The sequence below is a fragment of the Phenylobacterium sp. LjRoot219 genome (assembly GCF_964252995.1).
Classification (GTDB): Bacteria; Pseudomonadota; Alphaproteobacteria; order Caulobacterales; family Caulobacteraceae; genus Phenylobacterium.
This window is the reverse complement of sequence record NZ_CAXUQI020000001.1, coordinates 919,742-941,401: the sequence shown is the minus strand read 5'-3', so window position 1 is coordinate 941,401 and position 21,660 is coordinate 919,742. Positions and strand designations below refer to the sequence as shown.

The following is a 21,660-nucleotide window of genomic DNA, read 5'->3' as shown; positions in this document are numbered from 1 at the left end:
CGGATCATCGGCCGGCGCGCCCGTCGCCGCCGAGCCGCTCGCCCTGCCCGTCGCTCCCGGCGAACCGGCCGCCGAACCCCTCCCGGCGACGGTGGACGCGTCTGAAGCGCCGCCGGCGCCGCGCCCTCGCCAAGGCCGCGACCGACGCCGCCGCGCCCGCCCCGCAAGCGGCGTCCACGACGCCCACGGTCCCCGCGGCGAAGCCGCAGCCCGTCCGGCCGAGCCGCCGCCGGCGGCCCGTCGCCCAGCCGGTCGTCGCGACGCCGGCCGCCGCGCCGGCCGCCGCGCCGCCGGCCGCGCCCGCGCCCATCACCGACAAGCCGGCCAAGCCCGCGCGCGCCAGCCGCGAGACGAGCGCCGCCGAACCGGCCCTGACCGGCCCCGCCGCGCGCGCCGCCCAGGCCCCGACCTCCGGTCCGGCGCAGGTCGCGCCGCAGACGGCGAGCGCCGGCCAGCCGGACCTGACCAAGGACACGGCCGTCGGCGCAGCCGGCCCCGCCGAGCTCGACTTGGCCAAGGCGGCGCCGGCCCACGACGACCACGCCCAGGTCGCCGACGCCGCGCCCGCCCTGGCCGCGCCGGCGACCAGCGCCGCGAGCGCGCCGCCCGCCGCGGTGCGCGGCGCGCCGGAGACCGTCGCCAACCTGGCGGCGCAGATCGTCAAGAAGCTCGGCGCGCGCACCACCCACTTCGACGTCCAGTTGGACCCGATGGGCCTCGGCCGGGTGAACGTCCGGGTCGAGATCAACGCCGACGGCCGGGTCAGCGCGGCCATGTCGTTCGACAACCCGCAGGCCGCCGCCGAGCTGCGCTCGCGGGCCAACGAGCTGCAGCGGGCGCTGGCGCAGTCGGGCTTCGACCTCTCCGGCGGCCTGTCGTTCGACGTGGCCCAGGACCAGGGCGGCTCCTACCCGGGCCAGCAGTTCCAGGACGGCGACAATTCCGGCGGCCAGGCCTTCCGCGGCCGCGCTTTCGCCGCAGCCCTGGAGCATGCGGGCGACGCCGCCCAATCCGCGCTGACCAGCGCGCTCCATTCCCGTCGCCTGACGCCGTCCGGCGTCGACGTGCGCATCTGAAGGATCACCCGATGACCGTCAGCGCGACCTCACCCATTAACCAAACTTCGTCGACGCAGGGCTCGACCTCGGCCGGCCGCACCCGCCTGGCCGAGAACTTCGACATGTTCCTGACGCTGCTGACCACGCAGCTGAAGAACCAGGATCCGACCGCGCCGATGGATTCCAACCAGTTCATGGCGCAGCTGGTGCAGATGACCTCGGTCGAGCAGCAGATCGCCGGCAACGAGCTGCTCACCCAACTGGTCGCCAACACCGGCACCAACCTCGGCAGCGTCGTCAGCCTGATCGGCAAGGAAGTCCGCGCCGAGACCGACGAGGCGCGGCTGTCCAACGGCGAGGCGAAGTGGGGCTACAACCTGCCGGTCGCCGCCGCCGACGTGAAGATCGAGGTGCTGGACGCCCAGGGCATTCCGGTCCGCACCATCGCCGCCGGCGAGGCCGACCGTAAGGCCGGCGACCACAGCTTCGTCTGGGACGGCAAGAGCGACAGCGGCGCCAAGCAGCCTGACGGCCCCTACACCCTGCGGGTCACCGCCAAGGACTCCAGCAACGAGACGGTGACGAGCAGCGTCTTCGTCCAGGGCGTGGTCACCGGGGTGCAGCAGGAAGGCGGCCTCGGCCTGATCACCGTCAACGGCGGCAAGGTGCCGCTGAGCGCGGTGAGCGACATCAAGCTCGTCGAGGCTCCCACCGAGCCCGACGACACCGACACCTCCGGCTCCGGCGACGACAGCGCCACGGACCCGGACCCCACCAATCCAGCCGACCAAACGTCGGCTTAAGCGGCCTGAAATCGGGCCGGGCGCAAGTGCAGGACGCCAGCGCTGCGGTCATCGAAGGAAAGATGAAGCAATGAGCATCAACTCAGCCATGCTGGCCGGCGTCTCGGGGTTGGTCGCCAACTCCTCGGCGCTCGCCTCGATCTCCGACAACATCGCCAACGTCAACACGGTCGCCTACAAGCGCAACCAGACGAACTTCTCCAGCGTGGTGACCGCCCAGGCCGTGCCGGGCCACTACTCCGCCGGCGGCGTGCAGGCGCTGACGCGCCAGCTGGTGAGCACCCAGGGGCTGATCCAGACCGCCAACTCGGCGACCGACATCGCCATCAACGGCGACGGCTTCTTCGTCGTCACCACCAAGGGCATGGGCCTGACCAACTCCGACCAGCGGCTGTTCACCCGCTCGGGCTCGTTCAGCGTCGACGCCAACGGCTACCTGGTCAACGACTCCAAGCTCTACCTGCAGGGCTGGCCGGTGGTGAACGACATCGTCGACGCCGACCCGTCCGACCTGACCGCCATGCAGCCGATCAACGTCAAGGCGCTCGGCACCGCCGTCGCCGCGACCAGCGTCGTGGAGCTGAACGCCAACCTTTACAACAGCCAGGCGATCTCGGGCGCGGAGGCGGCCTACGATCCGGCCGGCGACCCGACCACGACCATGGCGCAGTACGCCGACGACGTCGCCAACGGCGTCTCGCCAACCGGCACCAAGCCCGACTTCACCATGGAGATGACCATCACCGACTCCGCCGGCGGCACCCACAAGGTGGCCCTGGCGATGCTGAAGTCGGATGTCCCGAACGAGTGGCACGCCGAGGTCTACGCCATCCCGGCCAGCGACGTGGACAGCGGCGGCGCGCCGGGCCTGATCAAGAGCGGCAAGATCATGTTCACCTCTGAGGGCAAGTTCGATCCGGCCAGCAGCGCCGACTTCTTCGCCTCCGCCGCCCCCTCTCTGAAGCCGACCTTCCAGCTCGGCAACTCGGCCACGGGTACGGCGCCGAAGTGGGCGACCAACCTCGGCCTCGGCGACCAGTCGATCACCCTCGACCTCAGCAAGGTCGAGCAATCGGCGGGTTCCAACCAGCTGAAGTCGGTGAACTCCGATGGCGCCGGTCCCGGCAACGTCATCGCCGTGCAGGTCGACGAGGAAGGCTTCGTCTCGGCGATCTTCGACAACAAGCAGGTCCGCAAGATCGCCAAGATCGGTCTGGCCACCTTCCCCAACCCGGACGGCCTGAAGCCGTCGAGCGGCAACACCTACTCCTCGGCGATCGCCGCCGGCGTGATGGTCGCCAAGGCCCCGGGCGCCGCGGGCTCCGGCAAGATCTCGCCCTCGAGCCTCGAGGCCTCGACGGTGGACCTGTCGCAGGAGTTCACCGGCCTGATCACGACGCAGAAGGCCTACTCCGCCTCCTCCAAGATCATCACCACCGCGGACCAGATGCTGGATGAGCTCATCCAGATGAAGCGATAACGCCGGTCGCGGTAAACCTTAACGACTTGCGACACCTAGAGTATGTGCCATTTCAGTACACGGGGGAGGCGCTGATTAGATGTTTCTTTACTTTCGGGATTCAGCGGCCGTTAGGGGCTGCGTCGTATCGTTCCTGCCAACAACGATGATGGTGGGAAAGACGTAGAGCCATGTTGCAACAACAGCAGACGCGCACGAACACCCGCGGCGAGGCCTATGTGATCGGTCCGACCGGCGCGCCGCTCACGCTGAAGGATCTGCCGCCGCCGAACACCGGCCGCTGGGTCATCCGCCGCAAGGCGGAGGTCGTGGCCGCGGTCCGCGGCGGGCTGATCTCGCTCGACGACGCGCTGGCGCGCTATTCGCTGACCTCGGAGGAGTTCACCACCTGGCAGCGGTCGATCGATCGCCACGGCCTGGCGGGGCTCCGCACCACACGGCTGCAACAATACCGCTGAGCCCCCGTTCCCCCCGGGAGCTCTCGCAAACATCGGCCGCGCCCTTAGGGCGCGGCCTTTTTCTTTGGCCCCCGCCTGTCATCCCGGAAAGGCGCGCCAGCGCCTTGTCCAGGCCCCATGAACACTGGAGATCGAGTAGGTCCGCGGCGTCGCCGCCGAGCATGCGCCGGCCGCGCCGTGTTCTTGGGTCCCGGTCTTCGCTGCGCGAAACCGGGATGACAGGCCGGTGCGGAGGCTACGGCGCTTCGCGCGCCATCTCGCCGATCTTGCGCACGTTCACGGTGATCCGCTCACGTTCGCCAGGGCGGCGCTCAACCAGCAGCCGGGCCACCTGGGCGTCGTCGTGGAAGACGTAGCCCTTGATCGCGTCGAGGATCGCCTTGGCGAGGTTGTCGAGGTCGAGCCACGGCGGGTCGCCGATGTACTCCATGTGGATCTCGACGGCGAACTCGCCCCAACCGGGCCGCGCGCCGCGCCATTCCTTGCGGAAGAACTCGTAGATCAGCGGCTTGTAGTATTTCGCTTGGGTGGTCAGGCCGTCGACCACCACCTCGATTGCGCCGTCCGCCTCGCGGGCGCGCACCTTGCCGCTCTGGATCCAGCCTTCGCTCATCGCGCCCTAATAGAGCGCTAGCGCCTTGCAGTCTCGTGTAACGCCGCTAAACCGGCCTGCGCGAATTTCTGGAGGCCCTGATGACCGCGACCCGCACCGAGACCGACACCTTCGGACCTATCGAGGTCCCCGCCGACCGGTACTGGGGCGCGCAGACCCAGCGCTCGATCCAGAACTTCAAGATCGGCTGGGAGAAGCAGCCGAAGCCGATGATCCGCGCGCTGGGCATCGTCAAGCGCGCTGCGGCCGAAGCCAACATGGAGCTCGGCCGGCTCGACCAGGACGTGGCGCTGCCGATCATCATGGCCGCCCAGGAAGTCATCGACGGCAAGCTCGACGACCACTTCCCGCTGGTGGTCTGGCAGACCGGGTCCGGCACCCAATCGAACATGAACGCCAACGAGGTGATCTCGAACCGCGCGATCGAGGTCCTCAAGGGCGAGATGGGCTCGAAGAAGCCGATCCACCCGAACGACCACGTCAACATGAGCCAGTCGTCGAACGACACCTATCCGACGGCCATGCACATCGCCTGCGCCGAGCAGGTGGCCCGCCACGTGATGCCGGCGCTGGAGCATCTGCACGCCGCGCTGAAGAAAAAGGCGGAAGAGTTCGACCACATCATCAAGATCGGCCGCACCCACACCCAGGACGCCACCCCGCTGACGCTGGGCCAGGAGTTCGGCGGCTACTCGCACCAGGTCGCCATGGCGGTGCGCCGCATCAAGGAGAGCCTCTACGGCCTCTATGAGCTGGCCCAGGGCGGCACCGCGGTCGGCACCGGCCTGAACGCGCCGATCGGCTTCGACAAGAAGGTGGCCGAGAAGATCGCCGCCATCACCCACCTGCCGTTCATCACCGCGCCGAACAAGTTCGAAGCGCTGGCCGCCCACGACGCCATGGTGTTCGCCCACGGCGCGCTGAACTCGGCCGCCGCGGCCCTGTTCAAGATCGCCAACGACCTGCGCTTCCTGGGCTCCGGCCCGCGCGCCGGCCTGGGCGAACTGGCGCTGCCGGAGAACGAGCCGGGCTCGTCGATCATGCCGGGCAAGGTCAACCCGACCCAGGCCGAAGCCCTGACCATGGTCTGCGCCCACATCATGGGCAACCACACCTCGATGACGATCGCCGGCAGCCAGGGCCACTTCCAGCTCAACGTCTTCAACCCGGTGATGGCCTACAACTTCCTGCAGTCGGCCCAACTGCTGGGCGACGCGGCGATCTCCTTCACCGACAACATGGTGGTCGGCATCGAAGCCCGCGAAGACAACATCAAGGCCAACCTCGAGCGCTCGCTGATGCTGGTCACCGCGCTGGCCCCGAAGATCGGCTACGACAACGCCGCGAAGATCGCCAAGACCGCGCACAAGAACAACACCACCCTGCGCGAGGAAGCCGTCGGCGGCGGCTACGTCACCAACGAAGAGTTCGACGAAATCGTCCGCCCGGAAAAGATGATCAGCCCGAGCTGATCAATACGACACTCCTCCTCCCCCGCAACGCGGGGGAGGAGGACCGCCCGCCGCAGAGCGGGGGGTGGAGGGGGCAAGCCGCAGGCGCGGCGTGCCCCTTTTTTTTTGGCAAAACGTTCGAGGCGACACCTTGCGCGCCCGGCTCGGCCGCCCGCCGCCGGGACGGGGGGCGCTAGATCACTCCGCGGCGTAGACCAGCGGATGGGCGTGGGCCCACAGGTAGCTGCGGTAGGCCTCGAAGCACTGCTCGCCGCAGATCAGGCGCATCATCGCCCCCTCGGCGATGAAACGGGCGCAGGCGGGGGTCTCGCGGACCAGCGGCGCCAGCGCCTCGGCGTTCCAGGCGCGCGCGTGCTCCACGTCCAGCTGGGCGTGCAGGACGAAATACTTCCGCTCCTCCGGCGGGCGGCCGAGCCGCTTCAGCCCCTCCGCCACCGAGCCCACACGCGTCGGCGCGGTCAGCTCGACGACGCCGAGCGCGCCGATCGACTGGTAGACATAGCGGCGCGTGGTCGCCAAAGCCGTCATGGTGTTGGCTAGGCACAGCGACTGCCAGCAGGTCCCCGCGATCGTCGGCTGCAGCCCCAGCCCCGCCACGGTCCGCTCCAGCATCGGCCCGTGCATGCCGCTCTCATTGCCGCGGCCCATCTCATCCCAGTAGTTGCGGGCGAGCTCCAGCTTCGGCCGGGCCGGCAGCTTCACCTGCGTCATCCCCACCAGGTCGTCGAAGCCCGCCTCGCCGGCGGCCTCCTGGGTCAGGAACCACTGCATCTGCGCGAAGTCGGCCTCGACCGCGAGCCAGTCGAACAGCGGGTCCCACTGGCCGGCGCCGCCGTCCCGCAAGCCCTCGAACCAGGCGAGGAAGCCGTCCGCATCATCCGGCACGTCGGCCACGAGCGGCGCGACATGCGCCCGAAAGGCTTCGACGAAGGCCCCCTCCAGCCGCAGCATGTGTCGGTCGCGGGCGAGGTCCAGCATCCAGTCGGGCGTCGGAGTCTGCACCGCCAGCCGCCGATGGTTCCAGTAGGCGAGACCGACGTGCAGAGTCTCGGCGTCGGGGAACTCAGGTGTGAACACGCCGAGGCGCGCCAATCTCATCGCAGGAAACATACGCTCTCCCCGTTTGAAGGACGGGAGGAGCGCGCGCACAAAGGTTTCGTTCCGACGGCCGCGCCCGTTGGACGCGGGCGTTTACGACCGCCGGCTCACCGCGAAGTCGGCGAGGTCTTCGAGCGCCGGGCGCCAGGCGTTGACCGGGAAGTCGGCGAGCGCGGCCTTGGCGCTCTCGGCGTAGGTGCGGGCCAGGTCCAGGGTCGACTGCAGCGCGCCGGTCTGGCGCATCAGCTCGCAGGCGCGGACGAAGTCGGCGTCCGTCTGCTCGCGCCGGTCGACGGTGCGGACCCAGAATTCGCGCTCGGCCGGGCCGGTGCGGACCATCGCCAACAGCAGCGGCAAGGTCGCCTTGCCTTCGCGGAAGTCGTCGCCGGCGTTCTTGCCGAGCGTGGCGCTGTCGCTGGCGTAGTCGAGCGCGTCGTCGACCAGCTGGAAGGCGATGCCGAGGTCCATGCCGAACTTGCGCAGGGCCCGGCAGCGTTCGGGCGGAGCGCCGGCCGAGACCGCGCCGCACTCGGCGGCGGCGGCGAACAGCTCGGCGGTCTTGGCCTGGATGATCTCCAGGTAGAGCTCCTGCGACAGGTCCAGGTCGTGGGCGCGGGTCAACTGCAGCACCTCGCCCTCGGCGATCACCCGGGAGGCGCGCGCCAGGATGTCCAGCGCCAACATCGAGCCGGCGCCGACCATCAGCTCGAAGGCCCGGGCGAACAGGAAGTCGCCGACCAGCACCGAGGACGGCGCGCCCCAGATCAGGTGGGCGGCGACCCGGCCGCGGCGCAGCTCCGAGGAATCGACCACGTCGTCGTGCAGCAGGGTGGCGGTGTGGATGAACTCGACCGCGGCGGCCAGCTTCAGGCAGGCGTCGTCCTGCGCCCCGGCCATGCGCGCCGCGGCGACGGTCAGCAGCGGCCGCAGCCGCTTGCCCGAGCCGGCGATCAGGTGGTCGGCCAGCGCCGGGATCACCGGTACCGGGCTGTCCATGTGCTTGCGGATCAGCGCGTCCACGGACGACATGTCCGACGCCGCGAGCGCGATCAGCGCATCCAGCGACGGCGGGGTCGTCGGCGTCGCGGCCACAGCGGTGCTGACTTCCACAAAACACTCCTGCATCCGGGACGTTCGACCCCGGAAAATTGCGGCGGACAATGCTGACGCGCTAGGACAGGGTCAAGCCGCCCGAGCGCGAAGGCCAACAAGCATATACCGTGCGTCACGGAAAATGGATGGGATCACGGAAAACACGGTGCTCGACGGCCGAGTTCGGCTGCTGCAGCCCGAACGCGGGTATCGGGCCGGCCTCGACGCCGCGCTGCTGGCGGCCGCCTGCGACGCGGCGGCCGGCGCGCGCGTGCTGGAGACCGGCTGCGGCGTCGGCGCCGCCCTGCTGGCCGCGGCGACCCGCCGGCCCCAGGCGCGCTTCACCGGCCTCGAGCGCGACCCGGTCGCCGCCGGGCTCGCCCGGCGCAACATCGCGCTGAACGGCCTGACCGACCGCGTCGAGGTGCTGGAGGGCGACGTCGCCCACCGGTTCCGCAGCCTGGAGCTGGCGACCTTTGACGCGGCGCTGGCCAATCCGCCGTTCTTCGACGACCCGAAGACCCTGCGCGCGCCGGCGCCCGAGCGGCGTGGCGCCTGGATCGCCGACGACGGGCTCGCCGCCTGGATCGGCTTCCTGCTGAAGGCGGTGCGCGAGGGCGGGACGATCACCGTCGTCCACCGCGCCGACCGGCTTAGCGAGCTGCTGGCGCTGCTCGCGCCGAAGGCCGGCTCGGTGCAGGTCCGCCCGATCCACCCGTTCGCCGACGTCCCGGCCAAGCGGGTGCTGGTGCGGGCGATCAAGACTGGCAAGGCGCCGCTGCTGCTGCTGCCGCCGCTGGTGCTGCACGCCCGCGACAGCGCCGCCAAGCATTCCCCCGAGGCCGAGGCGATCCTGCGCGGCCAGGCGGCGCTGGGCTGGGCCTGAGCGCCTAACGCCCCCTCCGTCTCGGCGCGTGCCGCGCCGATCCACCTCCCCCGCTGCGCGGCGGAGGATCTGGGCCGAAGATGCTCCACCGCTTGCGGGGGAGCTGTCCGCGAAGCGGACTGAGGGGGCGTTTTGCCTACCCCTCGATCCCGAGCCGCGCGCGATAGGCGTCCTGCACCAGGTCGTGCCACTCGGGATGCTTGGTGATGTAGCCGGCGATGAAGCTGCAGAGCGGAACCACTTCCAGGCCCTGCTCGCGGGCGTAGCCGAGCGCCGCCTTGGCGAGCTGGGCGCCGACGCCCTTGCCGGCGAAGGCCTCCGGCACCACCGTGTGCGGCAGGATCATCGCCCCGTCGCGCAGCCGGTACTCGGTGAACGCCACCTCGTCGCCCAGCCGGACCTCGAAACGGCGCTCGGCCTCGTTGTTCACCACGACGATCGGTTCGGACATTGGGCGCGACTCCTTTGCGCCCAGCTTGACGTCCGCGGCGCGCGACGCCAAGTTTCGAGCACGGTTACGCCAGCAGAGGAGCCGCCAATGCCTACGCCCATTGCCGCCGCCCTTCGCGTCGCCGTGCGCGCCGCCTGAACCCAGGCGGCCGAAGCTCCTGACCTGAGGGCTCCGGACCTTCCGCGGTCGACGCCAATCGGCGCAACGACCTGACGTAAGGAAACCCACATTGCTCAAATTCTATGGCTGGGGCCGCGGGCTCCAGCGCGACTTCGCGCCGTTCGCGGCGCGAGGCTTCGCTGCCGGCCGCGTGCTCGTCCAGCACCGCGGCCTCTATCGCCTGATGCTGGACGACGGCGAGGCGGAAGCCCGGCTCGCCGGGCGCTTCCGGCACGACGCCGAAGACGGCGAACACCCGGTCGTCGGCGACTGGGTGGCGGTGCAGCACGAACCCACCGGCGGCCCAGGCCTGATCCATGGCCTGGTTCCGCGCCGCAGCGCCTTCGTCCGCCGCCAGGCCGGCGGACACGGCATCCAGGTGGTTGCGGCCAACGTCGACCTGGCGCTGCTGACGCTATCGCTGAACAGCGACCTGAACCCTCGCCGGTTGGAACGCTATCTCGCGGCGACCTACGAGAGCGGCGCCCAGCCGGTCGTCGTGCTGACCAAGGCCGACGCCGTCGCCGACCTGTCGGCGGCGGTGGCGCTGATCCAGGCGGCGGCGGGGGACGCCCCGGTCATCCCCGTCTCGGCCCTGACCGGCGCGGGGCTGAAGCCGCTGCAGGACCAGCTCGAACCGGGGCGCACGGCGGTGCTGCTGGGCTCATCGGGCGTCGGCAAGTCGACGCTGGTCAACGCCCTGGCGGGGGCCCCGCTGCTGGCGGTCGGCGAGATCCGGGCGCACGACGAGCGCGGCCGCCACACCACGACCCGGCGCGAGCTGATCCGGCTGCCGTCGGGGGCGCTGATCCTCGATACGCCGGGGATGCGCGAACTGGGGCTGGTGGACGCCGAGGACGGCCTGGCCGCGGCCTTCGCCGGCATCGAGCTGGGCGTCGAGGGGCTGGCGGCCGACTGCCGGTTCCGCGACTGCCGCCACGAGCGCGAGCCCGGCTGCGCGGTCCAGGCGGCGCTGGACGACGGCCGGCTGGCGGCGGACCGCTTCGCCAGCTGGCGCAAGCTGCAGCGTGAACTGCACCACGAGCAGCTGAAGTCCGATCCGCTGGCCCAGGAGGCCGAACGCCGGGTGTGGATCGCGCGGATGAAGTCCGCCCGCACCCACATCCGCAACAAGCGGCAGGGCCCGGAATAATAAGGGACCGGAAACGAAGAAGGCCCGGGATCGCTCCCGGGCCTTCGCCTTGTCTTTGGTCGTCGCGACCTAGTTGCGCGCGGTGTCCACCAGCTTGTTCTTGGTGATCCACGGCATCATGGCGCGCAGGCGCTGGCCGACGTCCTCGATCTGGTGCTCGGAGCCCCGGCGACGGGTCGCCTTGAACGAGGCCTGGCCGGACTGCATCTCGACCATGAAGTCGCGGACGAAACGGCCGGACTGGATGTCTTCCAGCACGCGCTTCATCTCGGCCTTGGTCTCGGCGGTCACGATCCGCGGGCCGGTCACGTACTCGCCGTATTCGGCGGTGTTCGAGATCGAGTAGTTCATGTTGGCGATGCCGCCCTCGTAGATGAGGTCGACGATCAGCTTCACTTCGTGCAGGCACTCGAAGTAGGCCATTTCCGGCGCGTAGCCGGCTTCGACCAGGGTTTCGAAGCCCGCGCGGATCAGCTCGACGAGGCCGCCGCAGAGCACAGCCTGTTCGCCGAACAGGTCGGTTTCGCACTCTTCACGGAAGTTGGTCTCGATGACGCCCGAACGGCCGCCGCCGATCGCCGAGGCGTAGGCGAGGCCGAGGTCCATCGCGCCGCCGGTGGCGTCTTGATGGATGGCGATCAGGCAGGGCACGCCGCCGCCCTTCTGGTACTCGCCGCGCACCGTGTGGCCGGGGCCCTTCGGGGCGACCATGAACACGTCGACCGACTTCTTCGGCTCGATCAGGCCGAAGTGGACGTTGAGGCCGTGCGCGAACAGCAGGGCCGCGCCGTCGCGCAGATTGTCGTGGATCTCGTTCTTGTAGATCGCAGCCTGATGCTCGTCGGGCGCCAGGACCATCAGCAGGTCGGCCCAGGCGGCGGCTTCGGCGACGTTCATCACCTTCAGGCCATCGGCTTCCACCTTCTTGGCGGTGGCCGAGCCGGCCTTCAGGGCGATGGCGACGTTCTTCGCACCGGAGTCGACGAGGTTCAGCGCATGCGCGCGGCCTTGCGAGCCGTAGCCTACGATGGCGATCTTCTTGTCCAGGATGCGGGAAATGTCGGCGTCGCGGTCGTAGTAGACGCGCATGATTGTTCTCCTGAACCGAAGGAAGGCCGCGCGGCGACGCAACGCGCGCGCGGCAAAGCGCGGGCTTCCAAGCGGTTTTTTGCCCCAAGGTCAAGGGTCGGCCGCAGCTTCCGGGGTTGCAGGCGCATCGCATCCAACCGCGAAGCATGGCAGTTGATCGCCCATGATCGAGGTCACGCCCCGCATCGCGCTCTTTGAAACCGAGCTCGCCTGGAAGGCCGTGCGCGCCTCAGGCCCAGGCGGCCAGCACGTCAACAAGACCTCCAACGCAATCGAGCTGCGCTTCGATGTGCGCGCCTCGCCGTCGCTGCCGGAGCCGGTGCGGGCCCGCCTCTACGGGCTCGCCGGCGCGCGCCTGACCCAGGACGGGGTGCTGGTGCTGGTCGCCCAGGGCTACCGCTCGCAGGAGATGAACCGGGCCGAGGCGCTCGAGCGGCTGGTCGCCCTGATCCGCAAGGCCGCCGAGCCGCCGCCCCCGCCGCGCAAGAAGACCAAGCCGACCCTGGCCTCGAAGAAACGCCGGCTGGAAGGCAAGGTCCGCCGCGGCGGCGTCAAGGCGATGCGCGGCAAGCCCGGGATGGACTAGCGGGGCGGAACGTCGCAGCTTGGCTTTGCGGACGCCGCGCCGACGGGATCTGCACCGTAACGTAGCGGCTCCGCCATCTCTCCGCCGCAAATCGGGTTTTTCGAGTGCGGCAGATGCTCTTATGGTGAGGCTCATGTCGCGCGTCCCGATGTATTCCGCTTTTGCCGCGGCGGCGGTCCTCGCCGGCTGCGCGCCGACGCTCGGGCCCCCGCCGCCCGGCGGCCACCGCCCGCCCAGCGCCTCGACCTTCAAGGCCTCGGACTTCTCCTGGTCGACCGAACCCGGCCGCGGCGGCATCGCCGGCCAGGTGGCCTACCGCCGCGGCGCGACGCGCTTCAGCTGCGCCGGGGCGACGGTGATCCTGACTCCCGAGACGCCGTGGACCCGGCGGCGGATGCAGATCCTCTACGGCTCGACGGAATTCGCTGCGGAAACCGCCGAGGCGGTGCGGGCGCGCACCCCCAAGGCGCCGGACGGCGACTACTCGGCCTTCGTGCGGCGCACCACCTGCGACGCCGCCAGCCACTTCAGCTTCCGCGGGCTGCCGGACGGCGCCTGGTACGCCATCACCATCGCCAAGCCCGCCGCCGGCGGCCAGGGCCCGAGCCTCGCGCTGATGAAGCGGGTCATCACCAAGGGCGGCCGCACCACGCCGGCGACGCTGTAGCGCCTGAACCTCTTTTGAGCTGAGGAATTTCCGCTGCAGCCGGGGCGCTGTCCGCCCCGGCTTCGCGGAGGCTTCGCCATGCGCGCGCCGATCTGGACCACCGCCCTGCTCTGCGCGGCGGCCGCCTGCGCCGAGACCCCCGGCGCGCTGGAGGCCCAGAGCTACGGCGCGCCTGCGGCGGCCACCGCCCAGGCCCCGCCGCACGGCTATTCCGACGCCGCGCGCCGCCACGCCGACTGCGTGGCGACCTATCCCGGCTACGATCCGCGCACCGACACCTACGAAGTCCGCCCCGGCGTCACCCGCCGCTGTCCGCTGTGAGCGCGGCGCGCCTGGCGCTGGCGGCGCTGGCCGGCGGCGCGGCGCTTCTCGCCACGGCGGCCCAGGCGCAGCCGTTCGGATATCATTGGGGCTGGGACAACTACGGCTACCGCTACGCGCCGCCGATCGCCTACGGCCCCGACGGCGAGGACACCGGCTTCCGCTACTTCAACGGCTACGACGGGTTCAACGGCGGCCCGAAGGTCGCGCCGCCGCTGATCGACGCCTGGGACCCAGCGCTGCCGGCCCCGACCCTGGGCGCGATCCCCTCGGACGTCTACGGCCCCAACCCCGACGGCATGGTCGGCCCGGACGGGCGGCGGATCCAATGCCAGGTGGTCGGCCGCTGGGACGCGATCTGGGGCCGCTACGTCGGCCAGCGGCAGTGCCGGGCGCGGTGAGCGCCGAACGCCCCAACCTTCCCCGTCATCCCGGCCGAAGCGCAGCGTAGAGGTGGGACCCAGGGCGGCGCGCACGGCCCCTGGGTCCCGGATCGGCCTTGCAGGCCGTCCGGGATGACAGGGTTTTTGGGTCAGTGCACCTTGGCGCGGTTGATCGCGATGCCGTCGCCGGAGGCCCCGACCTCGATCACCTGGCCGTCCTCGAGCTCGCCGGCCAGCAGCTTGCGGGCGATCGGGTCGACCAGCTCCTTCTGGATCACCCGCTTCAGCGGCCGCGCCCCATAGACCGGGTCGTAGCCGCGCTCGGCCAGCCAGTGCGCCGCCGCGTCGTCGAGCGACAGCGTCATGCGCCGGTCGGCCAGCAGCTTCTCGACCCGCTTCAGCTGGATGCGGACGATGTTGTCCATCTCCGCGCGGCCCAGCCGCTTGAAGAGGATGATCTCGTCGATCCGGTTGAGGAACTCCGGCCGGAAGTGCTTGCGCACGGTGTCCATCACCAGCGGCCGGGCGGTTTCGACGTCGTCGCCGTCCGCCAGGCTCGCCAGATACTCCGACCCCATGTTCGAGGTCATGATGATCAGGGTGTTGCGGAAGTCGACCGTCCGGCCCTGGCCGTCGGTGAGCCGGCCGTCGTCCAGCACCTGCAGGAGCACGTTGAAGACGTCCGGGTGGGCCTTTTCGACCTCGTCGAACAGCACGACCTGATAGGGCCGGCGGCGCACGGCTTCGGTCAGCGCTCCGCCTTCGTCGTAGCCGACGTAGCCGGGCGGCGCGCCGATCATCCGGCTGACCGAGTGCTTCTCCATGTACTCGCTCATGTCGAGGCGGGTCACGGCGGACTCGTCGTCGAACAGGAACTCGGCGAGCGCCTTGGTCAGCTCGGTCTTGCCGACGCCGGTCGGGCCTAGGAACAGGAACGAGCCGATCGGCCGGTTCGGGTCCTTCAACCCGGCGCGGGCGCGGCGCACGGCGTCGGAGACGGCGACCAGCGCCTCCTCCTGGCCGACCACCCGGCCGCGCAGGCTGTCCTCCATCGACAGCAGCTTCTCGCGCTCGCCCTCGAGCATCTTTTCGACCGGCACCCCGGTCCAGCGCGAGACGACGGCGGCGATCTGCTCGGCGTCGACGACCTCCGGCGAGACGGCGTCGGTCTCGGCCTTGGCCTCTTCCTCGGCCAGCCGGCGCTCCAGCTGCGGGATCTCGCCATAGGCGATCTCCGAGGCGCGCTGCAGGTCGCCGCGGCGCTGGGCCGTGACCAATTCGGCGCGCAGCCGGTCCAGCGCCTCGCGGGCCTGGGCGGCCTGGCCGACCTTGTCCTTCTCCGCCCGCCAGCGCGCGGTCATCTCCGTCGACTGGCCTTCGAGGTCGTCGAGCTCCTCTTCCAGCTTCTCGAGCCGCGCCTTGGAGGCAGCGTCGTGCTCCTTCGACAGCGCCTCGCGCTCGATCTTCAGCTGCACGATGCGCCGGTCGATCTCGTCCAGCTCCTCGGGCTTGCTGTCGACGGCCATCCGCACGCGGCTGGCGGCCTCGTCGACCAGGTCGATCGCCTTGTCCGGCAGGAAGCGGTCGGCGATGTAACGGTTGGACAGGGTCGCGGCGGCGACGATGGCGCTGTCGGAGATGCGCACCCCGTGGTGCACTTCGTACTTCTCCTTCAGCCCGCGCAGGATGGAGATGGTGTCCTCCACCGTCGGCTCCTGCACGAACACCGGCTGGAAGCGCCGCGCCAGCGCCGCGTCCTTCTCGACGTGCTTGCGGTACTCGTCGAGCGTGGTCGCGCCGACGCAGTGCAGCTCGCCCCGCGCGAGCGCCGGCTTCAGCAGGTTGGAGGCGTCCATCGCCCCTTCCGACTTCCCGGCGCCGACCAGGGTGTGCATCTCGTCGATGAACAGAATGATCGAGCCCTCGGCCTGGGTCACCTCGTTCAGCACCGCCTTCAGCCGCTCCTCGAACTCGCCGCGGTACTTCGCCCCGGCGATCAGCGAGCCCATGTCCAGGGCCTGCAGCTGCTTGTCCTTCAGGCTCTCCGGCACGTCGCCGTTGACGATGCGCAGGGCGAGGCCCTCGACGATGGCAGTCTTGCCGACGCCGGGCTCGCCGATCAGCACCGGGTTGTTCTTGGTCCGGCGCGACAGCACCTGGATGGTGCGGCGGATCTCCTCGTCGCGGCCGATCACCGGGTCGAGCTTGCCGTCGCGGGCCGCCTGGGTCAGGTCGCGCGCATAGCGCTTGAGGGCGTCGTAGCCCTCCTCGGCCGAAGCCGAGTCCGCGGTGCGGCCCTTGCGCATCGCGCCGGCCGCCTCCTCCAGGGCCTTGGGCGTGGCGCCGGCGGCCTTCAGCACAGTGGCCGCCTCGCCGCCTTCCTTGGCCAGCGCGATCAGCAGCCGTTCGGTGGTGACGAAGGCGTCGCCGGCCGCCTTGGCGCCGGCTTCGGCGTCGGCGAACACCCGCGCGGTCTCGGGCTTCATGTAGAGCTGGCCGGAGCCGCCCTCGACTTTCGGCAGCTTGCCGAGCGCGGCCTCGGCGGCGCGGTCGGCTTCGTCCGGCCTGCCGCCCGCACTTTGCACCAGCGCGCGGGTCAGGCCGTCACGCTCCTCCAGCAGCACCTTCAAAAGGTGCTCGGGCGCGAGCTGTTGGTGGCGCCGGGCGAGCGCCAGGCTTTGGGCCGACTGGATCGCCTGCTTGGCGCGGTCGGAATAGAGATCGATGTTCATAAGGTCCCCCTTCAGGCGGAATGACCCAGCCGCCTTGCAGAAGCACGGCCGGACCTTGGCCTCATGTAGTGTGGCATAACGGTCACACAAGCCTCCCCGAACACATCGATGCGCCTGCCTGCGCCCTGCTTAACCAACGGTCGTGGTTGCGCAGCGCAACCGTCAGGCGCGGCCGCAGTTCTGTCGTCCAACAGACAGTTGGTTGTGGGAGGTTCCATTGCGCAAGACCCGAATGCTCGCGGTGACGGGCGTCGCGGCTGCCGCTTTCGCCGCCGAGGCACATGCCGGCGGCTTCTATCTGCAGGAACAATCGGCGCGCGGCGCCGGCCGCGCCTATTCCGGCGAGGTCGCCGACACCGGCGTGGCCTCGCTCTGGTGGAACCCCGCGTCGATCGCCCGCTCCGGCCGCGAGGCCTACGTCGGCCTGCACGGCGTCATCGTCGACGGCAGCGTCGACGATCGCGGCTCGACCATCACCTATCCGAACGGGCTGACCGTGCCGGTTGGCGGCGAGCCGCGCGCGCTCAAGCCGGTCGAGCCCGGCCTGCTGCCGAACTTGGCGATCGCCACGCCGATCGGCGACCGCTTCGCCGTCGGCCTGCTGGTCTCGGCCCCGTTCAACTTCACCAGCAAGTACGACGCCCGATCCTGGACGCGTTACGACGCCCTGACCTCCGACCTGCGCACCGTCGACCTGCAGATGACCGGCGCCATGCGGGTGACGGACTGGCTCGACGTCGGCGTCTCCGCCAATGCGGAGTATTCCGAGGCGCGGCTAACCAGCGCCTTCCCGAACCTCTCGCCGCTGCTGCCGGACGGCCACACCGAGCTCAAGGGCGACGGCTGGGATTGGGGCTGGGGCGTCGGCGCCCAGGGGCATTTCGACAAGCTGACAGTGGGCCTGAGCTACAAGTCGGCGATCGACCACAAGCTCGACGGCCAAGCCGTGGTCTCCGGCCTGCTGCCGCCGCTGCCGGCGGCGGCGAACCGCTCCGTCGACGCCTCGGCGACCTTCAGCACCCCGTGGATCGCCGCGCTCGGCGTCCGCTACGCGCTGACCGACAAGCTGACCTTGAACGGCCAGGTGCAGCGCATCGGCTGGGGCGAGTTCGACGCCATCCGCATCCGCTCGCCGACCGGGGAGCAGGTGATCGAGCAGGACTACAAGGACGTCACCACCGGCGGGGTCGGCGTCGACTACGCGCTCAATCCGGCGCTGACGCTGCGCGCCGGGGTGCAGTACGACCCGACGCCGACGCCGGACATCGGCCGCACCGCGCGGGTGCCCGACGGCGACCGCTGGCTGTACGGCGTGGGGGCCACCGGCAACGTCGGCGAACGGCTGAAGATCGACGCGGCGTTCGCCTACATCGACTTCAAGGACAGCCGCATCGAGCGCACCGACGTGATCAATCCGGGGACCCCGGTCGCCACCCGCACCGACCTGCGCGGCCATGTGAAGGGCGCCGGCTACGTGATGTCGCTGGGGATGCGGACGAGCTTCTGACCGCGAAAGATCAACCCGTCATCCCGGCCGGAGCGCAGCGAGAGCCGGGACCCAGAGCGGTGCGCACGGCCCTGGGTCCCGGATCGGCCTTACAGGCCGTCCGGGATGACGGGCTTGTTTGCACGAGCTCCCCTGAGGGAGATCCCGTCAATTCAGCTGGGTCTTCTTCGGCGGTTCGGGCGGCAGGGGCGCGACCGGGACGCCGTCCTCGACCAGCTCCTTGACCTCGGTCGGCGTGGCCTGGCCGTAGATGCCGCGGGCCTCGGTCTTGCCCTCGTGCATCGCGCGGGCCTCCTTGGCGAAGGTGTCGCCGACGTCGTCGAAGTTCTCCTCGACGTGTTTGCGGATGCGGCCCATCGCCTCCAGCATCATCGCCTGGCTGGGCTGGCCTGCGTCGCGGACGGTGCGCTTGGTGCCGGAGATCGCCGGAGCCATGATCTGCTTGCTGACCGCCTTGGACGCGCAGAGCGGACACTCCAGCAGGCCGCGGGTCCGCTGATCGTCGAAGTCGCCCGACGAGCCGAACCAGCCTTCGAACTCGTGCGCGTGTTCGCAGATGAGGGCGTAGCGGATCATGGGCCTTGGAACTGTCGCGCGTTACGCAGCGCCGGGATAGCCTGGCGCGCCTTGCCGGCCGCCGCCAGGTCAAGTTCGGCGAGAAGCACGCCTGGCTCGTCATGGTCAAGACGCGCGAGCACTTCGCCCCAGGGGCCGACGACCATCGAGCGGCCCCAAGTGCCGCGGCCGTCCTCGTGATAGCCGCCCTGGGCGGGGGCCAGCACGAAGCTGCCGGTCTCGATCGCCCGGGCCCGCAGCAGCACCTCCCAGTGGGCCTCGCCGGTCGGGCGGGTGAAGGCCGCCGGCACGGTCAGCACCTCGGCGCCGGCCAGCGCCAGCGCCCGGTGCAGCGCCGGGAAGCGGACGTCGTAGCAGATAGTCAGGCCAAGCTTCGCCCCGGCCGCCTCGGCGACCACCGCGCGGTCGCCCGGCTCGTAGGTCGCCGACTCCCGCGCCGTCTCGCCGTTCGGCAGGTCGACGTCGAACATGTGCAGCTTGTCGTAGGTCGCGGTGATCTCGCCGGCCGGGGAGATCACCGCCTGACGGTTGGCGACCTTGCCGTCCGCGCGGCGCACCAGCGCCGAGCCGACGACGATGGCCACGCCCAGTTCGCGCGCGGCTGCGCGCAGCGCCTGCACCACCAGGTCCTCGTCCAGCCCGCGCAGCAGCGGCAGCAGCCTGGCCTTGTCCTTCTGCAGGACGTTGACGCCCTCCGGGGTGGCGATCAGCGTCGCGCCGGCGGCGGCGGCCTCGCGGACCAGCGGCAGCACATGGTCGCGCGCCGCTTCCGGCGTGGCGGGCGTACGGGTCTGGATCAGCGCGATCTTCATCTTCACCAGGATATGGGGATTGGCTTTGCAGCGCGTTACTGGCCCGCGCTCACGCTTTGAAGAAGCAGAAAGTTGACCGGCCGCGGCTGGCCAGGGCGGCGAAGCCGGCATAGGCTGACCTCAGGGCGGCCGCGCCCTTCTGATCGGTCCGCGACCGCCATCATCGCGCCTTGGATGCGTTCGAACCCGGGGGACTTCGGGGCGTCTTCGGCGCCAGAAGTGATGGGAGGACGACATGCCGATCCAAACGGCGGGGTCCGTACGCGCCCTAGCGCTGATGGGCCCCACGAACTCAGGCAAAACCACACTCTTGGAAGCCCTGCTGCTGGCCACCGGGGCCGTCGAACGACGATCCGACGGCGGCGCAGCGGAGCGGGTCGGCGACGCCAGCCCGGAAGCCCGCGCCCACGGCCATTCGGTGGAGCTGAACCTCGCCGACTTCGAATTCATGGGCGACCGCTACGCGGTGATCGACTGCCCCGGCTCGCTGGAGTTCTCCGCCGACCTCGACGCGGCAGCGCCGGCGGTCGACCTGGCGGTGGTGGTCGCCGAGCCCGACCCCAACAAGGCGGTCCTGCTGCAGCCGACGCTGCGCGAACTGGAGCGGCTGGGCGTGCCGCACGCCCTGTTCATCAACAAGATGGACCAGGCCCGCGGCTCGCTGCAGGAGCTGCTCGAAGCGCTGGCCCCGGTCAGCAGCGCCCCGCTGGTCGCCCGGCAGATCCCGATCCTCGACGGCGAGCACGTCAGCGGCTGCATCGACCTGGCGCTGGAGCGCGCCTTCATCTACCGCCCCGGCGAGCCGGCGGCGGAAATCCCGCCCGAACTGCGCGACGCCGAAGGCCAGGCCCGCTTCCACATGCTGGAGCAACTGGCCGACTTCGACGACGAGCTGCTTGAGCAGTTGCTATCCGACATGACGCCGAGCCGCGACGCGGTGTTCGCCGACCTGGTCAAGGAGATGAACGCCGGCCAGATCGTGCCGGTGTTCTTCGGCTCGGCCCAGAGCGGCTTCGGCGTCGGCCGCCTGCTGAAGGCTCTGCGTCACGAGGCGCCGCCGCCCGAACGCGCCGCCGAGCGGCTCGGGCTCGAAGGCCCGGCGGCCTATGTGCTGAAGACCGCCTACGCCGGCCAGTCCGGCAAGATGGCCTATGTGCGGGCGTTCGGCCGCACGCTGGAGGACGGCGCCGACCTGGTGCTGCCGGCCGGCGAGCGCTCGCGCGTCGGCGGCCTGTTCGCCGTACAGGGCGCAGCGCTGAAGAAGGTCGCGACCGCCGCCCCGGGCGACATCTGCGCGCTCGGCAAGGTGGAGGCCGCCCAGGCCGGGCAGATCCTCTCGCTCACCGGCCAGCCGCAGGCCGGCCTGGCGACCCACGTCCCGCGCCGGCCGCTGTTCGCCGTGGCGCTGGCCGCCCGGGCGCGCAAGGACGACGTGCGGCTCTCCGGCGCGCTCAACAAGCTGGTGGAGGAGGACCCGGGCCTGACGCTGACCCACGACGCGGAGTCCCGCCAGGTGCTGCTCGCCGGCCAGGGCGAGGGCCATCTGCGGCTGGCGCTGGAGCGGCTGAAGCGGCGGTTCGGGGTGGAGATCGACACCGAGCAGCCGAAGACGCCCTACCGCGAGACGATCCAGAAGGCGCTGACCCACCGGGCGCGGCACAAGAAGCAGTCCGGCGGCCACGGCCAGTTCGCCGACGTGACCATCGAGGTGAAGCCGCTGCCGCGCGGCTCCGGCCTGGTCTTCGGCCAGCGGGTGGTCGGCGGGGCGGTGCCTAAGCAGTGGATCCCGGCGGTCGAGGCCGGCGTGCGCGACGGGGTCGCCAAGGGGCCGCTGGGCTATCCGGTCACCGACCTGGAAGTGACGCTGATCGACGGCCAGACCCACAGCGTCGACTCCTCGGAAATGGCCTTCCGCATCGCCGGCCGGCTGGCCATCGAGGAGGCCATGAAGCAGTCCGGCAGCATCTTGCTGGAGCCGATCGAGAAGCTGGTGGTCTATTCGCCCTCGCCGGCCGCCTCGAACGTCACCTCGGCCCTGACCGCCCGGCGCGGCCAGATCCTGGGCCTGGGCCCACGCGAGGACTGGCGCGGCTGGGAGCGGATCGAGGCCTACCTGCCGCAGAGCGAGCGCCAGCAGCTGATCGCCGAGCTGCGCGGCCTGACCCAGGGCCTGGGCGCCTTCGAGGCCGACTTCGACCACATGGCCGAACTCACCGGCCGACAGGCCAGCGCGGCCAGCCAGGCCCGGGCGGGAGCTTAAGGGA

General features: G+C 70.5%; 22 protein-coding genes and 1 pseudogene. 14 read left to right on the top strand and 9 right to left on the bottom strand.

Features of this window, described 5'->3' with window-relative positions; translation table 11 throughout:
* Positions 1–4: 4 nt before the first annotated feature.
* A complete protein-coding gene (locus tag ACSQ14_RS04655; protein ID WP_436010207.1) occupies positions 5–475 on the bottom strand; it encodes a hypothetical protein in 471 nt (156 codons plus the stop codon).
* Between the two features lie 34 nt (positions 476–509).
* On the opposite strand from ACSQ14_RS04655, the gene ACSQ14_RS04650 reads away from it, so the two are divergent.
* The 4 genes from ACSQ14_RS04650 (at position 510) to sciP (ending at position 3,799) form a co-directional block, all read left to right on the top strand.
* Positions 510–1,076: a flagellar hook-length control protein FliK gene (locus tag ACSQ14_RS04650; RefSeq protein ID WP_436010205.1), complete on the top strand. Its 567-nt coding sequence runs from the start codon at positions 510–512 to the stop codon at positions 1,074–1,076.
* Between the two features lie 11 nt (positions 1,077–1,087).
* Positions 1,088–1,861 carry a flagellar hook assembly protein FlgD gene (locus tag ACSQ14_RS04645; protein WP_436010203.1) on the top strand — a complete coding sequence of 258 codons (774 nt, stop codon included), beginning with the start codon at positions 1,088–1,090 and terminating at the stop codon, positions 1,859–1,861.
* Between the two features lie 70 nt (positions 1,862–1,931).
* The gene (locus ACSQ14_RS04640) at positions 1,932–3,341 is read left to right on the top strand and encodes a flagellar hook-basal body complex protein (RefSeq protein ID WP_436010201.1); all 1,410 of its coding nucleotides are present in this window, start codon (positions 1,932–1,934) and stop codon (positions 3,339–3,341) included.
* Between the two features lie 170 nt (positions 3,342–3,511).
* Positions 3,512–3,799 (top strand): CtrA inhibitor SciP, encoded by a 288-nt coding sequence (gene sciP / locus ACSQ14_RS04635; protein ID WP_436010199.1) that lies wholly within the window; start codon positions 3,512–3,514, stop codon positions 3,797–3,799.
* A gap of 235 nt (positions 3,800–4,034) precedes the next feature.
* Here sciP and ACSQ14_RS04630 read toward each other — a convergent pair whose 3' ends face one another.
* Positions 4,035–4,412: a RusA family crossover junction endodeoxyribonuclease gene (locus ACSQ14_RS04630; protein ID WP_436010197.1), complete on the bottom strand. Its 378-nt coding sequence runs from the start codon at positions 4,410–4,412 to the stop codon at positions 4,035–4,037.
* 80 nt (positions 4,413–4,492) lie between these two features.
* Here ACSQ14_RS04630 and fumC point away from each other — a divergent pair, with 80 nt between their 5' ends.
* A complete protein-coding gene (gene fumC, locus ACSQ14_RS04625) occupies positions 4,493–5,884 on the top strand; it encodes a class II fumarate hydratase (RefSeq protein WP_436010195.1) in 1,392 nt (463 codons plus the stop codon).
* A 177-nt stretch (positions 5,885–6,061) separates the two neighbouring features.
* On the opposite strand, the gene ACSQ14_RS04620 is transcribed toward fumC, so the two are convergent.
* A complete protein-coding gene (locus tag ACSQ14_RS04620) occupies positions 6,062–6,982 on the bottom strand; it encodes an iron-containing redox enzyme family protein (protein ID WP_436010193.1) in 921 nt (306 codons plus the stop codon).
* Positions 6,983–7,075: 93 nt separating this feature from the next.
* Positions 7,076–8,044, bottom strand: coding sequence for a polyprenyl synthetase family protein (locus ACSQ14_RS04615; protein WP_436015359.1), 969 nt, complete (start codon positions 8,042–8,044; stop codon positions 7,076–7,078).
* Between the two features lie 172 nt (positions 8,045–8,216).
* Between ACSQ14_RS04615 and ACSQ14_RS04610 the strand changes: the two genes are divergently transcribed.
* Positions 8,217–8,960: a tRNA1(Val) (adenine(37)-N6)-methyltransferase gene (locus tag ACSQ14_RS04610; protein WP_436010191.1), complete on the top strand. Its 744-nt coding sequence runs from the start codon at positions 8,217–8,219 to the stop codon at positions 8,958–8,960.
* A 136-nt stretch (positions 8,961–9,096) separates the two neighbouring features.
* On the opposite strand, the gene ACSQ14_RS04605 is transcribed toward ACSQ14_RS04610, so the two are convergent.
* Entirely contained in the window at positions 9,097–9,411 is a 315-nt protein-coding gene (locus ACSQ14_RS04605; protein WP_436010189.1) for a GNAT family N-acetyltransferase, read from the bottom strand.
* 229 nt (positions 9,412–9,640) lie between these two features.
* Here ACSQ14_RS04605 and rsgA point away from each other — a divergent pair, with 229 nt between their 5' ends.
* The gene (gene rsgA, locus ACSQ14_RS04600; RefSeq protein ID WP_436010187.1) at positions 9,641–10,723 is read left to right on the top strand and encodes a ribosome small subunit-dependent GTPase A; all 1,083 of its coding nucleotides are present in this window, start codon (positions 9,641–9,643) and stop codon (positions 10,721–10,723) included.
* Between the two features lie 69 nt (positions 10,724–10,792).
* On the opposite strand, the gene ilvC is transcribed toward rsgA, so the two are convergent.
* Entirely contained in the window at positions 10,793–11,812 is a 1,020-nt protein-coding gene (gene ilvC / locus ACSQ14_RS04595; RefSeq protein WP_436010185.1) for a ketol-acid reductoisomerase, read from the bottom strand.
* Between the two features lie 163 nt (positions 11,813–11,975).
* On the opposite strand from ilvC, the gene arfB reads away from it, so the two are divergent.
* From arfB to ACSQ14_RS04570, 5 genes and pseudogenes are all read left to right on the top strand, one after another.
* The gene (gene arfB / locus ACSQ14_RS04590; RefSeq protein WP_436010183.1) at positions 11,976–12,398 is read left to right on the top strand and encodes an alternative ribosome rescue aminoacyl-tRNA hydrolase ArfB; all 423 of its coding nucleotides are present in this window, start codon (positions 11,976–11,978) and stop codon (positions 12,396–12,398) included.
* Positions 12,399–12,546: 148 nt separating this feature from the next.
* Complete coding sequence (locus ACSQ14_RS04585; RefSeq protein WP_436010181.1) at positions 12,547–13,065, top strand: hypothetical protein; 519 nt, start codon at positions 12,547–12,549, stop codon at positions 13,063–13,065.
* A 78-nt stretch (positions 13,066–13,143) separates the two neighbouring features.
* A complete protein-coding gene (locus tag ACSQ14_RS04580) occupies positions 13,144–13,386 on the top strand; it encodes a hypothetical protein (protein ID WP_436010179.1) in 243 nt (80 codons plus the stop codon).
* A complete protein-coding gene (locus ACSQ14_RS04575) occupies positions 13,383–13,787 on the top strand; it encodes a hypothetical protein (protein WP_436010177.1) in 405 nt (134 codons plus the stop codon). The genes ACSQ14_RS04580 and ACSQ14_RS04575 overlap by 4 nt, the downstream gene beginning before the upstream one ends.
* Positions 13,788–13,813: 26 nt before the next feature.
* Positions 13,814–13,921 (top strand): annotated as a pseudogene (locus ACSQ14_RS04570) (hypothetical protein); the annotation flags it as partial.
* Here ACSQ14_RS04570 and clpB read toward each other — a convergent pair.
* Positions 13,919–16,501 (bottom strand): ATP-dependent chaperone ClpB, encoded by a 2,583-nt coding sequence (gene clpB, locus ACSQ14_RS04565; protein WP_436010175.1) that lies wholly within the window; start codon positions 16,499–16,501, stop codon positions 13,919–13,921. The pseudogene ACSQ14_RS04570 and the gene clpB sit on opposite strands and share 3 nt — an antisense overlap.
* Positions 16,502–16,718: 217 nt before the next feature.
* Between clpB and ACSQ14_RS04560 the strand changes: the two genes are divergently transcribed.
* Positions 16,719–18,008 (top strand): OmpP1/FadL family transporter, encoded by a 1,290-nt coding sequence (locus ACSQ14_RS04560; protein WP_436010173.1) that lies wholly within the window; start codon positions 16,719–16,721, stop codon positions 18,006–18,008.
* Positions 18,009–18,155: 147 nt separating this feature from the next.
* Here the strand turns inward: ACSQ14_RS04560 and ACSQ14_RS04555 are convergent, their stop codons facing one another.
* Both ACSQ14_RS04555 and ACSQ14_RS04550 read right to left on the bottom strand, forming a co-directional pair.
* On the bottom strand, positions 18,156–18,584 hold the full coding sequence (locus ACSQ14_RS04555; protein WP_436010171.1) for a DUF1178 family protein: 429 nt from the start codon (positions 18,582–18,584) through the stop codon (positions 18,156–18,158).
* On the bottom strand, positions 18,581–19,396 hold the full coding sequence (locus ACSQ14_RS04550; RefSeq protein WP_436015357.1) for a carbon-nitrogen hydrolase family protein: 816 nt from the start codon (positions 19,394–19,396) through the stop codon (positions 18,581–18,583). The genes ACSQ14_RS04555 and ACSQ14_RS04550 overlap by 4 nt, the downstream gene beginning before the upstream one ends.
* A 235-nt stretch (positions 19,397–19,631) precedes the next feature.
* On the opposite strand from ACSQ14_RS04550, the gene ACSQ14_RS04545 reads away from it, so the two are divergent.
* Complete coding sequence (locus ACSQ14_RS04545; RefSeq protein WP_436010169.1) at positions 19,632–21,656, top strand: elongation factor G; 2,025 nt, start codon at positions 19,632–19,634, stop codon at positions 21,654–21,656.
* Positions 21,657–21,660 lie beyond the last annotated feature (4 nt).